At 70.0% G+C, this 15685-nt stretch carries 9 protein-coding genes, 1 tRNA gene and 1 pseudogene; 2 read left to right on the top strand and 9 right to left on the bottom strand.

The window, feature by feature from the left end:
* Positions 1-53: 53 nt before the first annotated feature.
* The 8 genes and pseudogenes from AB0D93_RS15095 to AB0D93_RS15060 all read right to left on the bottom strand — a co-directional run.
* The gene (locus AB0D93_RS15095; RefSeq protein ID WP_362119166.1) at positions 54-1826 is read right to left on the bottom strand and encodes a trypsin-like serine protease; all 1773 of its coding nucleotides are present in this window, start codon (positions 1824-1826) and stop codon (positions 54-56) included.
* Positions 1827-1984: 158 nt separating this feature from the next.
* The gene (gene rho / locus AB0D93_RS15090) at positions 1985-3949 is read right to left on the bottom strand and encodes a transcription termination factor Rho (RefSeq protein WP_362118894.1); all 1965 of its coding nucleotides are present in this window, start codon (positions 3947-3949) and stop codon (positions 1985-1987) included.
* A gap of 404 nt (positions 3950-4353) precedes the next feature.
* On the bottom strand, positions 4354-5271 hold the full coding sequence (gene thrB / locus AB0D93_RS15085) for a homoserine kinase (protein ID WP_362118891.1): 918 nt from the start codon (positions 5269-5271) through the stop codon (positions 4354-4356).
* Between the two features lie 248 nt (positions 5272-5519).
* Entirely contained in the window at positions 5520-6578 is a 1059-nt protein-coding gene (gene thrC / locus AB0D93_RS15080; protein ID WP_362118888.1) for a threonine synthase, read from the bottom strand.
* Positions 6579-6584: 6 nt separating this feature from the next.
* The gene (locus tag AB0D93_RS15075; protein ID WP_362118885.1) at positions 6585-7877 is read right to left on the bottom strand and encodes a homoserine dehydrogenase; all 1293 of its coding nucleotides are present in this window, start codon (positions 7875-7877) and stop codon (positions 6585-6587) included.
* A gap of 145 nt (positions 7878-8022) precedes the next feature.
* On the bottom strand, positions 8023-9414 hold the full coding sequence (gene lysA, locus AB0D93_RS15070; RefSeq protein WP_362118882.1) for a diaminopimelate decarboxylase: 1392 nt from the start codon (positions 9412-9414) through the stop codon (positions 8023-8025).
* 63 nt (positions 9415-9477) lie between these two features.
* Positions 9478-10983, bottom strand: a complete 1506-nt coding sequence (gene nrtL / locus AB0D93_RS15065; protein ID WP_362118879.1) for an ArgS-related anticodon-binding protein NrtL — start codon at positions 10981-10983, stop codon at positions 9478-9480.
* 603 nt (positions 10984-11586) lie between these two features.
* Positions 11587-11958, bottom strand: a pseudogene (locus AB0D93_RS15060) (response regulator); the annotation flags it as partial.
* A gap of 210 nt (positions 11959-12168) precedes the next feature.
* On the opposite strand from AB0D93_RS15060, the gene AB0D93_RS15055 reads away from it, so the two are divergent.
* Both AB0D93_RS15055 and AB0D93_RS15050 read left to right on the top strand, forming a co-directional pair.
* Positions 12169-12240 (top strand) — tRNA-Arg (locus tag AB0D93_RS15055).
* A gap of 835 nt (positions 12241-13075) precedes the next feature.
* Positions 13076-14260, top strand: coding sequence for a S53 family peptidase (locus AB0D93_RS15050; RefSeq protein WP_362119163.1), 1185 nt, complete (start codon positions 13076-13078; stop codon positions 14258-14260).
* Between the two features lie 251 nt (positions 14261-14511).
* Here the strand turns inward: AB0D93_RS15050 and AB0D93_RS15045 are convergent, their stop codons facing one another.
* Positions 14512-15213 (bottom strand): type 1 glutamine amidotransferase domain-containing protein, encoded by a 702-nt coding sequence (locus tag AB0D93_RS15045; RefSeq protein ID WP_362118876.1) that lies wholly within the window; start codon positions 15211-15213, stop codon positions 14512-14514.
* Positions 15214-15685 lie beyond the last annotated feature (472 nt).

Below are 15685 nucleotides of genomic sequence, written 5' to 3'. Positions count from 1 at the left end.
TGGGCACCCTGTGTAACCGGGTTACTCGCGGTGAGCCTCGCTCACCTGGGGTTTCAGCCCCAGAGGTCGTACGCCTGGAATCCGGTACCGGCCGAGACCCTTGTGGCAAAGATCTCGCTTGTGGCCTTTCCGGTGCCCTTGTACAGGTACAGGGTGCCGCCGGGGGTGCGGGCGAGGAAGTCGGCCTTGCCGTCGCCGCTCACGTCGCCGACCGCGTCGAAGGCGTTGTAGCCGGTCCAGGCGCTGCGCACCTTGATCCGGGCGGAGAAGGCGCCCGAACCGGACTTGCCGGTGCCCTTGTACAGGTACACGTCGTCGCTGCCGGACGCGCGGGCGATCAGGTCGGCCTTGCCGTCACCGGTGAAGTCGCCGTGTCCGCGTACCGAGTTGTACTGGTTCCAGCCGGTACCCACCGAGACGCGCGAGCCGAAGGTGCCGTTGCCCTTGCCCGGGTAGATCCACAGCGTGCCGCCGGAGTCCACGGACAGGACGTCGGGCAGGTAGTCGCCGGTCACGTCGCCCGGCGCGATGATCCGGGTACGGGTCTTCCAGCCGGAGAAGATCTTGGTGCTGCTCCAGGAGCCGCTGGTCCGCGCGCTGTTGAGCACGAAGTGCTCCCAGTACACGTCGCCGGTCGAGCTGACCCGGTAGATCAGGTCCTGGTAGCCGTCCCGGTTCAGGTCCGTCTGCAGGACCAGGTTGACGCCGCTGAAGTCGCCCCACGAGATCGCCGAGCCGAACGAGGACCCCTTGGAGTCCTTCTCGTAGCCCTTCTTCGAGGAGGAGCTGCGCACGAACAGGTCGGCCTTGCCGTCGGTGTTGCTCAGGTTCGTGTCGTCGATCTGCGGATAGACCGTGCCGGCGTACGACGCGACCTTGCTGAAGACGCTGTAGGCGCCCTTCGCCACGCAGTCCTGGACGCCCCAGGAGACCACGCCGGCGATCCGGCCGTTCACGACGAGCGGGCCGCCGGAGTCGCCGTTGCAGGTGGCCGTGGTGCCGCTGTCGCTGCCGGAGGCCGGCTTGCCCGCGCACACCATGTGGCCCTTGACGAAGTCGCTGCCGTAGGCGCCAGAGCAGGTGGTGTCCGACTGGATCGGCAGGCTGGCCGTCTTCAGCGTCTGGGAGATGTCGTCGCTGGTGGAGCTGGTGCGGCCCCAGCCGTAGACCGTGGCGCCGGTGCCGGCGGCGTAGGAGGCGGTGTCGCCGGAGGTGACCATGCGGATCGGCGTGGCCTTCACCGGGACGGCCAAGGTGAGCACGGCGATGTCGTTGTCGATGGCGTCCGGGTTGTACGACGGGTGGTTCCACTGGCGCAAGACGCCGGTGGCCTGGCCGCCGTGCAGGTCGGTGGTGCCGTCGGACGCGGTGGTGGGCAGCTGGTCGGTGCCGGTGACGACGGCTCCGTAGGCCTTCCAGTCGTAGGCCTTGCCGTTCTCGTCTTTCACGCAGTGCGCGGCGGTGAGGATCTTCGTCGGCGAGACCACCGAGCCACCGCAGAAGAAGCCGACGTCGTCGCTGGTGGAGGTGGTGCCCTTGTCGTCGTAGTACCAGAGCTGGGCCATCCAGGGCGCCGAGGAGATGGTGGTCTCGTTGCCACCGATGATCTTCGGCGAGACGGCACCGGCGCTGCCGCTCCCGGCCGGCGCGCTGGTGCGGTCGGCACCGGCGATGCGCTTGTCCAGGGTGGCCTGGGAGGGCTGGCTGACGACGGGCGCGGCGGTCGGCTTCGGCAGCGCGGTGGCCGCACCGGCGGAGGTCGTCAGCAGCGCGGCGGCGACGGCAGCGGCGGCACCGGCCGCGGCGAGGGGCAGGCCGACGCGTATACGACGTCTGTGCCGCCCGGGCAGGGGCGTGGGCAAGGGAGGACCCCCCGGGGAGAGATGAGAAGGAAGGGACACGTGAGGCGTCCCGTACCTCTCAGCGCCAAAAGGCCGCCCCTCGTCACTGCTGGACGAGGGGCGGCCCCTGGGCTTACCTGCTCTCAGTCTCCGTTGCCGGGAGTCGGCGTCGTCTTCTGGATCTGCATCAGGAACTCGACGTTCGACTTGGTCTGCTTCATCTTGTCGAGGAGCAGCTCGATCGCCTGCTGCTGGTCGAGGGCGTGCAGCACCCGGCGCAGCTTCCAGACGATGCCGAGTTCCTCGGCACCGAGCAGGATCTCCTCCTTACGGGTGCCGGACGCGTCCACGTCCACCGCCGGGAAGATGCGCTTGTCGGCGAGCTTCCGGTCGAGCTTGAGCTCCATGTTGCCGGTACCCTTGAACTCCTCGAAGATCACCTCGTCCATGCGGGACCCGGTGTCCACGAGCGCCGTGGCCAGGATGGTCAGCGAGCCACCGTCCTCGATGTTGCGCGCCGCACCGAAGAACCGCTTCGGCGGGTACAGCGCGGTCGAGTCGACACCACCGGACAGGATGCGGCCGGAAGCCGGGGCGGCGAGGTTGTACGCACGGCCCAGACGCGTGATCGAGTCGAGCAGCACGACCACGTCGTGGCCGAGCTCGACCAGCCGCTTCGCCCGCTCGATCGCCAGCTCGGCGACCGTGGTGTGGTCCTCGGCCGGGCGGTCGAAGGTCGAGGAGATGACCTCGCCCTTGACCGACCGCTGCATGTCGGTGACCTCTTCCGGACGCTCGTCGACGAGGACGACCATCAGGTGGCACTCGGGGTTGTTGTGCGTGATCGCGTTGGCGATCGCCTGCATGATCATGGTCTTGCCGGTCTTCGGCGGGGCCACGATCAGACCGCGCTGGCCCTTACCGATCGGCGACACGAGGTCGATGATGCGGGTGGTGAGCACACCCGGGTCCGTCTCCAGGCGGAGGCGGTCCTGCGGGTAGAGCGGGGTCAGCTTGTTGAACTCCGGGCGGCCGCGGCCGTGTTCGGGCGCCATGCCGTTGACGGAGTCGAGGCGGACGAGGGCGTTGAACTTCTCGCGGCGCTCGCCCTCCTTCGGCTGACGGACCGCACCGGTGATGTGGTCACCCTTGCGCAGGCCGTTCTTGCGGACCTGGGCCAGGGAGACGTACACGTCGTTCGGGCCGGGCAGGTAGCCGGAGGTCCGGATGAAGGCGTAGTTGTCGAGGATGTCCAGGATGCCCGCGACGGGGATCAGGACGTCGTCCTCGGCGAGCTGCGGCTCGGCGACCTCGTCGCGGCCACGGCGGCCCCGGCGGTCGCGGTAGCGGCCGCGACGGCCACGGCGGCCGCCCTCGAAGTCGTCGTCGTCCTGCCGGCCGTCCTGGCGACCCTGCTGCTGGCCCTGCTGCTGACGCTGCTGGCCACCCTGCTGGTCGTCGCCCTTGCCACGGCGGTCACGGTCGCGGTCACGGCCGCGCTCACGGCGGTCGCGGCGGCCACGGCCCTCGCCGTCACCGGCGTCGCCCTTGGCCTCGCCCTGCGCCTGCTGGGCGGGCGTCTCGGCCTTCGGCTCGCTCTTCGCCTCGGCGGCGACCGTCTCGGCGCTGTTCCCGGCGGGGCTGCCGGCATCGGCGGTGGCACGGCGGCGACGGCGCTCGGTCGGGGCGTCGTCGGAGGCCGGCTGGCCGGGGATCTCGATCTGCTGCTGGGCCACGGCCTTCTCGGCCTTCTCGGCAGGAGCCGCGGCCTTCTTGTCACCGTCGGCGGCGGCCTCACCCGTACGGGCCTTGGAGGTTGCGCGGCGCTTGGGCTTGGTCTCGGTGGCGGCCTCGGCCTTGGGGGCGGCACCCCCGGCGGCCTGCGCCTCCTTGATGACCTCGATCAGCTGGCTCTTGCGCATCCGCGCGGTGCCCCTGATGCCGAGGCCCGAGGCGACCTGCTGCAGCTCGGCCAGCACCATGCCCTCGAGGCCGGTACCGCGGCGCCGCCGGGAGCCGGCACCGGTGGCAGGCGCGGAGGCGTCCGTGGCGGGCGCGGCAGCGGTCTCCTCGACACGTGCGCCCATCAGATCGGTGGTGTCGCTCACGAAGGGTCCTTCCCTGGAGCGGACGTCGGCCTGTCTGGCTCGGCGACCGGTTGTGCTGTCCGGCTACGGTCCTGTCTTCCGTGAACCGTGCCGGGGCGGTGGTCCGCCAAAGCGGCGGAGGAAATGTGCGGTGAGTGGCGCTTCCGCGAGTCGTGGCACCCAGTGTCACGTGGCGTGGTAGCACCTGTTCCGAAGCGTGCCCAGCGGCTCGCTCAATGTCCGCATACGACGTACTGCCCAGGTACGGCGCACGGAACACGGAGTGGCGTGGGAGGCTCCCGGAAGGATGTCTGTCCCGGACTGGGACACGAGGCACCTCGCCATGGTGGGGTCGGGTGCAGACTTGAGGTTAACACTACCGGATCCAACAAACATTCCCCCTCTCGAAATCCGGCAACCGTGTGTCAGGTCGCAAGCGGCAGCACGCTCGCTCCCTGGACATCGAGGTCCAGCCGGTTCGCGGCCCATCCCGCACCCGCGAGGTGGGCGACCTTGTCGGCGCTGTCGGCGTCGGCCAGCGCCATGACGGTGGGCCCGGCGCCCGAGATGACGGCCGGGATGCCGTCGGCCCGCAGCCGCTCCACCAGCGCGACGCTCTCCGGCATGGCCGGGGCGCGGTACTCCTGGTGGAGGCGGTCCTCGGTGGCGGGCAGCAGCAGCTCGGGGCGCCGGGTCAGGGCCTCGACGAGCAGGGCGGCACGGCCCGCGTTGACGGCGGCGTCGACGTGCGGCACGGTGCGCGGCAGCAGGCCGCGCGCGGTCTCGGTCAGGACCGGCTTCCCGGGCACGAAAACCACCGGAACGATGGAATCACTGGGCTCCATCCTGATCGCCCGGGCGGCGCCGGCCTCCATCCAGGACAGGGTGAATCCACCGAGCAGGCACGCGGCCACGTTGTCCGGGTGGCCCTCGATCTCGGTGGCCAGTTCCAGCAGCGCCGCGTCGTCCAGACGGGTCTCGCCGCCTATGGTCACGGCGCGGGCGGCGACGATGCCGGCGCAGATGGCGGCGGAGGAGGAGCCGAGGCCACGGCCGTGCGGAATGCGGTTGGCGCAGACGATCTCCAGGCCGCGGGGCTGTCCGCCCAGCAGATCGAAGGCGGTGCGCAGGGAGCGGACGAGGAGGTGAGACTCGTCACGCGGGAGGGTCTCGCTGCCCTCCCCCGCGATGTCGATGTGCAGCCCGGAGTCGGCCACCCGGACGACCACGTCGTCGTAGAGCCCCAGCGCGAGGCCGAGGGCGTCGAAGCCCGGGCCGAGATTGGCGCTGGTGGCGGGAACGCGCACCCGGACGGCGGCGGCGCGGAACGCTGGACCGGCCATCGCTCGTTGACTCTCCTTGAGCTGCGTGACTGTCGAAGACATTCGATACGTACCTGGAGACCCTCGGGCCGCGCAGACGGCGCGGCGTCACCCATGTGCGCAGCCATATGCCAGGCATATGCAACGGGCGGGTTCGGTACAGCCTATCGAAGGAAGGTTCTGTGGCGACATAGGGCGCACAGGAGGCGCACGATGCGTGTCGTAAGCCCCCTGTGCACCCTGTCAGGGAAAAACCCGGGTACCGGCGCTCAGCCGAGGCCGAGGCGCTCGGCCGCGGCGGCCGCGTCGACCGGCACGGTGACCGGCTGCGGGGCGCCGGCGACGGCCCAGTCGGGGTCCTTCAGGCCGTTGCCGGTGACCGTGCACACGATCCTCTGGCCCGGGTCGACCTTGCCCTGCTCGGCCGCCTTCAGCAGACCGGCCACGGACGCGGCGGAGGCGGGCTCCACGAACACGCCCTCCTGCGCGGCCAACAGGCGGTAGGCGCGCAGGATTTCACGGTCCGTCACCTCGTCGATGGCGCCGCCCGACTCGTCACGCGCGGCCAGGGCGTACTGCCAGGAGGCCGGGTTGCCGATGCGGATCGCGGTCGCGATGGTCGACGGGTCCTTGACGACCTCGCCGCGCACGATCGGGGCGCTGCCCGAGGCCTGGAAGCCCCACATCCGGGGAGTCCTCGTGGCGAGACCGTCGGCCGCGTACTCCTTGTAGCCCTTCCAGTAGGCGGTGATGTTGCCCGCGTTGCCGACCGGGAGGACGTGGATGTCCGGCGCGTCGCCGAGCATGTCCACGATCTCGAAGGAGGCCGTCTTCTGGCCCTCGATACGCACCGGGTTGACCGAATTGACCAGCGCCACCGGGTAGTTCTCGCTCAGGTTGCGCGCGAGGGTGAGGCAGTCGTCGAAGTTGCCGTCCACCTGGAGGATCTTCGCGCCGTGCACGAGGGCCTGGCCCATCTTGCCGAGGGCGATCTTGCCCTGCGGCACGAGGACGGCCGAGACCATGCCCGCGCGCACCGCGTACGCGGCGGCGGAGGCGGAGGTGTTGCCGGTGGAGGCACAGATGACGGCCTTGGCCCCCTCCTCCTTCGCCCTGCTGATGGCCATGGTCATGCCGCGGTCCTTGAAGGACCCGGTGGGGTTGGCGCCCTCCACCTTCAGGTGGACCTCGCAGCCCGTGCGCTCGGAGAGCACCTGCGCGGGCACGAGGGGCGTGCCGCCCTCGCGGAGCGTCACGACCGGCGTGGTGTCGGATACCGGCAGCCTGTCCCGGTACTCCTCGATGATTCCGCGCCACTGGTGGGTCATTGCTGGTTACTCTCCTTCAACCCGCATGATGCTGGCGACACCCCGCACGGTGTCGAGCTTGCGCAGCGCCTCGACGGTCCCGGTCAGGGAGGCGTCGGACGCGCGGTGGGTGACGACGACGAGGGAGGCCTCGCCGTCCTTGCCCTGCTGGCGGACGGTGTCGATGGACACCCCGTGCTCGGCGAACACGGTCGCGACCTGGGCGAGCACACCCGGCTTGTCCGCGACGTCGAGGCTGATGTGGTAGCGCGTGACCACCTCGCCCATGGGCGAGACGGGCAGGGCGGCGTACGCCGACTCACCGGGCCCCGTTGCGCCGTTGAGCCGGTTGCGGCAGACGGCGACCAGGTCGCCGAGCACGGCGGAGGCGGTCGGGGAACCGCCGGCGCCGGGGCCGTAGAACATGAGCTGGCCGGCCGCGTCGCTCTCCACGAAGACGGCGTTGTACGCGCCGCGCACGGAGGCGAGCGGGTGGCTCAGCGGAATCATGGCCGGGTGCACGCGCGCGGTGACGGACGCACCGTCCTTCGAGCGCTCGCAGATGGCGAGCAGCTTGATGGTGCAGCCCATCTCCTTGGCCGAGCGGAAGTCGGCGGAGGTGACCTCGGTCATGCCCTCGCGGTAGACGTCGTCGAGGCGCACGCGCGTGTGGAAGGCGATCCCGGCGAGGATGGCGGCCTTGGCGGCGGCGTCGAAGCCCTCGACGTCGGCGGTCGGGTCGGCTTCGGCGTATCCCAGGGCGGTGGCCTCGTCGAGCGCCTCCTGGTACCCGGCGCCCGTGGAGTCCATCTTGTCGAGAATGAAGTTGGTCGTCCCGTTGACGATCCCCAGCACCCGGTTGACCTTGTCCCCGGCGAGGGACTCGCGCAGCGGGCGGATCAGCGGGATGGCGCCGGCGACGGCGGCCTCGTAGTAGAGGTCCTTGTTGTTCTCCTCCGCGACCGCGTGGAGGGCGGCCCCGTCCTGGGCGAGCAGCGCCTTGTTGGCGGAGACGACGGAGGCGCCGTGCTCGAAGGCGGTGGTGATGAGGGTCCGGGCGGGCTCGATCCCGCCGATCACCTCCACCACGACGTCGATGTCCCCGCGTTTGACGAGGGCGGTGGCATCGCTGGTGACGAGAGCCGGGTCGATGCCCTCACGCACCTTGCCCGGGCGGCGCACCGCGACGCCGGCCAGCTCCACCGGGGCGCCGATCCTCTGGGCGAGGTCGTCGGCGTGCGTCGTCATGATGCGCGCCACCTCTGAGCCGACAACCCCACAGCCCAGCAGCGCCACCTTCAGCGGACGCGTACGCATCATCCGACCTCGTTTCCTCATACCGTCTACGGTTGGACCAGTCTCACTCACCGGACGGGAGTTTCTACCCTTCGTCCGGATTCTGAGACGTGTATTTCATTTGTACGGGCCGGGAAGACCGGAGATCTTCCCGGGCCCTTCGCCGGGACTAGCCGACGTCGAGACGCAGGAGGTCCTCCTCCGTCTCGCGCCGGACGATCACCCGGGCCTCGCCGTCCTTCACCGCGACCACCGGCGGCCGCAGGACGTGGTTGTAGTTGCTGGCCATGGACCGGCAGTACGCGCCCGTGGCCGGCACGGCGATGAGATCCCCCGGGGCCAGGTCGGCGGGCAGGAACGCGTCCTTGACCACGATGTCCCCGCTCTCGCAGTGCTTGCCGACCACGCGGGCGAGCATCGGCTCGGCACCGGAGGTCCGGGACACGAGGGCGACGGTGTACTCGGCGTCGTACAGGGCCGTCCGGATGTTGTCGGACATACCGCCGTCGACGGAGACGTACGTCCGCAGCCCCTCCAGCGGCTTGACGGTGCCGACCTCGTAGAGCGTGAACGCGGTCGGGCCGACGATGGCGCGCCCGGGCTCGACGGAGATGCGCGGGGTGCGGAGGCGAGCGGCGTCACACTCACGGGTGACGATCTCGGTGAGGGCCTTGGCGATCTCGTGCGGCTCACGGGGATCGTCGTCGCTGGTGTAGGCGATGCCGAGCCCACCCCCGAGGTCGATCTCGGGCAGCTCCACGCCGTGCTCGTCGCGAATGTCCTTCAGCAGCCCGACGACGCGGTGCGCGGCGACCTCGAAGCCGGACATGTCGAAGATCTGCGACCCGATGTGGGAGTGGATCCCGATCAGCTCCAGCCCGTCGAGCTGCAGCGCCCGCCGCACCGCCTCCGCGGCCTGCCCCCCGGCCAGCGGGATCCCGAACTTCTGGTCCTCGTGCGCGGTGGCGATGAACTCGTGCGTGTGAGCCTCGACGCCCACGGTGATCCGGATCTGGACCCTCTGCCGCTTGCCCAGGGACTGCGCGATGTGGGCCACGCGCACGATCTCCTGGAAGGAGTCGAGCACGATCCGCCCGACCCCCGCCTCGACGGCGCGGCGGATCTCGCCCTGGGACTTGTTGTTGCCGTGGAAGGCGATGCGTTCGGCCGGCATGCCGGCGGACAGGGCGGTGGCCAGCTCGCCCCCCGAGCACACGTCGAGGTTGAGCCCTTCCTCGCTGAGCCACCGCACGACGGCACGGGACAGGAACGCCTTCCCGGCGTAGAACACGTCGGCGTCGGCCCCGAAGGCGGTACGCCACGCACGCGCGCGTGCCCGGAAGTCGGCCTCGTCGAGGATGTAGGCCGGGGTGCCGTGGGTCTCGGCGAGGGTCCTCACGTCGACACCGCCGACGGTGACGACCCCGTCGGCGTCGCGCGTGACGGTCTGGGCCCAGACCTTCTGGTCGAGGGCGTTGAGGTCGGTGGGCGGCGCGGAGTAGTGCCCCTCGGGCAGGACGTCGGCGTGACGGGGCCCGGCGGGGTGGGCGGAACGGCTCATGACGTGACTCTCAGACTCTCTGTCTCTCCGGGGCGCATCTTCTTCTCGTTCTTCCTGAGGCCCTCAGAGGTGTTCGGGTGCGTCGATGCCGAGCAGGGACAGGCCACCGGCCAGCACCGTCCCGGCGGCTTCGGCGAGCGCGAGCCGGGCGCGGTGGGCGGCCGAGGGTTTCTCCTCGCCGCAGGGAAGCACGGAGGGCAGAAAGGGCAGCACGGCATCGGCGACGGTGACGAGATGCCGGGCAAGCCGATCCGGGGCACGGTGGGTGGCGGCCGCGGCGAGGATACGGGGGTGATCGGCGAGGGGGGTGAGGAGGTCGCGGGCGGGGCGGGCGGGGTGGGGGGCCGCCTTGTCTGTGGGGCGGGCGGGGTGGGGGGCCGCCTTGTCTGTGGGGTGGGCGGGGTGGGTCTTGTCTGCGGGGCGGGCGGCGACGGGGCTGGTGTCGATGGCGCGGGCGGGGTGGGGGGCCGCCTTGCCTGCGGCGCGGGCGGGTGGGGCCTCGTCTGCGGGGCGGGCGGCGACGGGGCTCGTGTCGACGGGGGTGGCGTGGAAGGGGGTGGCCTTGGCCGGGTGGGCGTCGCGTGGGCCGGTGCCGGGGGCGTTGGTGTCGGCGGGGCGGCTGTGGGGGGTGTCGGCGCTGGTGGGGCCAACACCGAGAGGGCCGGTCTCCGCCAGAGGGCTGTGGGCGCCGGCACCGAGAGGGTCGGGCTCCGCCGGGTGGATGTCGGGCGTGCCGACGCCGATGGATCCGGCCTCGTGCGGGCCAGTCTCCGCCGGGCGACTGTCAGGCGTACCGGCAACGGTGGAGCCGACGTCCTGCGGGCCGGTCCCGGCCGGGTCGGCGTCGAGCGGGCCGGTGCCGACGGGTCCGGGTTCGGCGGTGAAGCCCAGCCGGGCGGCGTTACGGCCGAGGGCCCGGATGCGCGCGTGGGCGTACCGCACCCGGAACAGCGGATTGCTCTCCCGCTGGACCAGATGATCGGCGGTGATCCGGGGCCGATCGTGCGGGGCGGGGTGCAGCAGGGCCCACTGCGAGGCGTCGGCCCCGAGCGGGGAGGGATCCTCCGGCGCGGGCACGGGCCGCAGATTGACGGGCTCGGCGTGCTCTACGGTGGCCCGCCCGCCCTGCGTGGCCACGATCCGTACGACGGCGTCGGCGACGACCTCGGCCCGCACCTCGTACGGCACCCGTAGCGCGACGACCTGTCCGGCGAGGGCGTCCCCGTGCCCGTACGCGGCACCACGGGCCCGGATCTCCCGCACCAGGCCGGTGACGGGGTCGGCCTGCGGTTCGAGGCTGATGTTGAGGAACCCGGGTCCGGTGACGACGACGTCCCGGATGCCGTCGGCGCCGACGAGCCGGGACCGCAGAATCCCGGCGACCCGCCGCGGCGGCAGCCCGGCCGGCCGAGCGAGCTGCAGGGCCACGTTGGTGGCGAAGTCCCCACACCCTCCTGGCCCCGGCTCGGTCACCACCACCCGCTCGGGCACCGCCACACTCAGCTCCCCGTCATCGACAGCACAACGCACCGCGTGCAGCACGGTGCGGGAGAGCTCGACGGGGGTCACGGGACAAGCGTAGGGGAGGGACGGGGTGGGTAGGCGAAGTGGTTCTCACTGTGGGACGGGGCCCTACGATCCCGGCGGTGAACCTGCGGGCCGGATCCCCCGGTTCCGGGGGGTGAGACCTATGGACCCGACCCCTCTAGTTCCTGGCGTGGGACCTGCAGGACAGATCTGATCCCTCCTGCCACGCGCAACGGAACCGGCCTGCGGCGCCGCGGCGGCCCCATACCCCAGCCCGCCCCTGCCCACTCCCGATCCCCGCTCCCTTGCCACCTCACGCCTAACGCCTAACGAATCGCTTGACGCCAAACGCTTGACGGGTAACACCTAACCTCCGGAGGAGATCCCACCCGGTACACCATCGGACACCCCGTCCATGGCCCCCTCCGAGAACCCGTCGCCGACCCCGCCCGGAAGCCCGTTTGCGACCGCCCCGGGGATACCGTCGCCGCCCCCGTCTCCATCGACTCCGTCCGCTCCATCGGCATCTCCACCCCCGCCCTCTCCCCCGCCCCGGTCGCCATCGCCGGTCCCGCTTCCGCCTCCACCCCCGCCTCGGTGGCCGCGCACTCCACCCTGCCCCTCTCCCCCGTCCTCACCGCTCCCGCGCTCGATCAGCTGCTTGACGAGCCGTACGAGTTCGGCCGGTTCGAAGGGCTTGGCAAGGAAGGCGTCCACGCCGACGTCGAGGCCGGTGTCCACCTCGTACTGCGTGCACGCGCTGATGATGGCGAGAGGCAGGTGGTGGGTACGGGGATCGGCGCGAAGCCGGGCGGCGGTGCGCAGGCCGTCCAGCCGGGGCATGACGACGTCGAGCGTCACGACATCGGGCCGCACCTGGTGCACCACATCCAGACACTCGGCACCGTCGGCCGCGGTCACGACCTCGAGCCCTTCCAGTTCGAGATTGACCCTGATCAGCTGCCGGATGACCTTGTTGTCGTCCACAACAAGCACCCGACCGGAGGCGCCTGGCACAAGTCGAGAGTAGGTCCGGACCGGCCACCGCGTCCGGGTTTTCCCCACTTCCACCCCGTACAGGGGACCCACCCCGCCCACGCAGTGGACACCGTTCCGCCCAGACCAGGGGCCTCCCTGCCCCCAGCGGGGAAACGCGTTCCTGATCACCCCGCCGGACCTGCTAGTGTTCTACCCGTCGCCGCGAGCGAAGAGCTCCACGGCCGACACGCCCCCGTAGCTCAGGGGATAGAGCAACGGCCTCCGGAGCCGTGTGCGCAGGTTCGAATCCTGCCGGGGGCACCCTGTATGAGGTGCCCAAAGACCCCGTCACCAGCGGAAACGCTGAGGCCGGGGTCTTCGCGTTTGTTGCAGGCGTACACGGACCGAAGCGGCCGCATGTCGGGGTCTGCGGAGGAGGCACGGACGGAATCTTGGAGCGTCCGTCGAGGTCAGCTGCCCCATCCGACGGACCGTCACCTGCGTCCGGCCGCCCTTCCGGGGGCTCCCGACGCCACCAACCGCTCCGCTCGGTCACCAAATGAGCACGTAACGCCGCGTCCGGCGCCAGCGGCGCCCGATCCCGCTCAAGCGACGCCCACCCTTCGACGGTCAGATCGTGATGTATCTCATAAAACAGTCAGATCAGGAGCTATCTCGTAAACCGATTTAGCAGGCATCAAGCCGGTCGCGGCTGCACAGGAGAAAGCCCAACCCGTCGATGGCCCCGCCGTCACCTGGGCTGAAGCCATGCGGCAGGCGGGCCGGCGTGAGCGCCCTCAGCGGGTTGGCCGGGCCGTGCGGGGCACGCTCGGGATGGACATAGGGGATCGAAGCGGACGAAGCAGTGACAAGCCACACAGGGGTACCCCCTTGCCTCAGGGAGGGCCTCGGGGTGGGATCGCAGTCCACGGCCGAGCGTGGTCTAGTCCACCTACGAGGAGCATCCATGCGCAGGATTCATGCGCGGCGGCGCACTGCGGTCGCCGCAGCCTGGGTCACCAGCCTCACCAGTTTCGCAGCGGTAGCGGGACTTTTGTCTGGTTCTGTCGCCGTCGCTGCACCCGTGCGACCGGCGCAGGAAGTCAAGCCCGCGCCGGCGGCCGGGCAGCAGTCGAAGAGCGCGCCCGGCAGTCTGATGACCACTGCGCAGTGCCGGGAGCAGTGGGGGTTCGACTGCTACAACGCGCTCCAGTACCGCCAGGCGTACAACCTGAACCCGCTGTACAAGGCTGGAGTGACCGGCAAGGGGCGCACGATCGTGATCGTGGATCCGTTCGGCTCGCCGACCATCCAGAAGGACCTGGATGTCTACAGCGCCCGATTCGGCATGAAGAGCACCCATGTCGACGTGGTCAAGTGGGGCAACGTCCCGCGCTTCGATCCCGGCGACGCCGACCAGCTCGGCTGGGCCGGGGAGACCACTCTCGACGTGGAGATGGCGCATGCCGTCGCCCCGGACGCGCACATCGTCCTGGCGGAGACCGGGGTCGGCCGGATCGGGGACGGCACCACCGGCCTGCGGGAGGTCATGGACGCCGAGAAGTCGCTCATCGACCGCGGCGTGGGCGATGTGATCAGCCAGAGCTGGGGCGTGGCGGAGAACAACTTCCCCGGCTTCGGCAAGGGTGACTTCTCCAGCATCCAGAACCTGCGGTACGCCTACAAGGACGCTGCCAAGCACGGTGTGACCGTCACCGACGCTTCCGGCGACAGCGGACCCACCGACACCACCTCGAACGGCCAGACCACGTATCCGTACCGGGTCAACGCCTGGCCGACCGACGACCCCCTGGTGGTCTCGGTCGGCGGCACCCAGCTGCACCTGGACGCCAACGGCAACCGCATCGCGCCGGACAGCGTCTACAACGACCACGGCGCCAGCGGCGGCGGCCAGTCCCACGTCTTCGCCCGTCCCTCGTATCAGAACGGGGTGGCCGGCAGTCACCGCAGCACCCCGGACGTCTCCATGTCCGCCGCGCTGAAGGGCGGCGGATGGGTGTACTCCAGCTACGACCCCAATCGGGTCGGCTGGGAGGTCTACGTCGGCACCAGCGAGGCCAGCCCGCTCTTCGCAGGAATCGTGGCCCTGGCCGACCAGGTCGCCGGGCACCGGCTGGGAGACATCCACAAGGCCCTGTACTCGCTCTACGCGAAGTCCTCGTCGAACCCGTCCACCGGGATCGTTGACGTGAAGGACGGCACGAACAACACCTATGCGGGAGTCACCGGCTACACCGCGGTGAAGGGCTACGACATGGCGACCGGTGTCGGAACGATCGACGCGGCCCGCTTCGTCCCGGCCCTCGCCAAGGCGGGCTGACCGCATCCCGTCCCCGAGGCGCGAGCGCCCGGCGTACCACTGCCGGGCCCGCGCCGGGACGGCGGCTCGTATACGCAGACAACGCCGGCGGAAGTGGCCGTGTGACGGGGTCCGTGCACGAGGCGTGGACAGGGTCTTGGTGCATTCGCCCTGGTCAGCCCTGGCAAAGAGCAGTCGGCCCTTCGGGATCAACCGCTTATGAGCGAGGCCACCTGCAGACCGACACGACCCAAGGGGCCGCCGCGTCGCTCTCAGGCCGTGGTCAATTGCTTCAGAACGGCCTGCGCCACTCCCCTGGCACTACCAGGGTTCTGTCCCGTGATCAGCCGGCCGTCCTCGACCACATACGACTCGAAGGGTTCGTCTGCCGTGCTGTAGTCGGCCCCGAGTTCCTTCAACCTCTCCTGCAGGTTGTAGGGAACGGCGTCTGCCCGGTTCGCCAGTTCCTCTTCGGGCCAGGAGAAGCCCGTGACCCGCTTCCCCTTCACCAGGGGATCGCCGTTGCTCAGGAAGGCATTCAGCAGTCCAGTCCCTCCATGGCAGACCGTCGACACGACGCGCCCCGATTCATAGAACCGCGCCATCAGTTCTTCCAGTTCAGGGGTCTGCGGAAAATCGAACATCACTCCGTGTCCACCCGTGAGGTAGATCGCGTCGTAGTCGTCGAGATGCACGTTGGAAATCTTCCGCGTGTCTTCCAGGAGATCCATGAACGCTCGGTCCCGGTACCGCTTTTCGGTGCCGAACTCCGCCAGGACCTCATGGGAAAGACTCTCAGGATCCAGCGGGATCTTGCCGCCCTGAGGACTGGCGATGTCCATGGTGTAACCACCCTTAGCAGCCACGTCCCAGAAGTGGGTCAGCTCCCCCAGCCACAGCCCCGTACGCATGCCCACTTTCTCGTATTCACCGATGTTGGTGACGATGACCAGGATCTTCTTCGTCGCTGTCATGATCTCTTCTCTCGCTCCAGTCGTGTTTCCACCTACCGAACGACGCCTTGGTTTGAAGAAAGCCGCGGCGTTTGACCTTCGTTCCGCGGTCGGAGCAAGGTCACTCCGGTTGGAGCAAGGTCGCTCCGGTCGGAGCGAGGTCGCTCGCCGAGCCCCGCCTCCTCATCGACTGAGGCTGTGGACGTCAGGGAGATCTCGAAAACAACCGTAGACCGATCGATTTGGCACGGCAAAGTCAAGTCCGGCAACGACGAAGCCCCCTGGTTTTCCTGGGGTCCGATTCAACCTGGCTGATCCGGGCTGGACATGTGTCGAGCTCCCGAACACCAGCACTGGTACGCCAACATCGTCTCGGTTGATTGGCGGACCTCACCGCCGCTCGCCGCCAGCTCGAAGCTCGACTTCGTCGCCCGGTTCCACGGCTGTGCGGCAGGCGCACTGCTGGGAGGCGCCGGCGCCACCGACTCGAGCC

The sequence above is a fragment of the Streptomyces sp. NPDC048191 genome (assembly GCF_040652655.1).
GTDB lineage: Bacteria > Actinomycetota > Actinomycetes > Streptomycetales > Streptomycetaceae > Streptomyces.
Note: the sequence above shows the minus strand (reverse complement) of the source record. Positions and strands in the feature narration are given on the sequence as shown.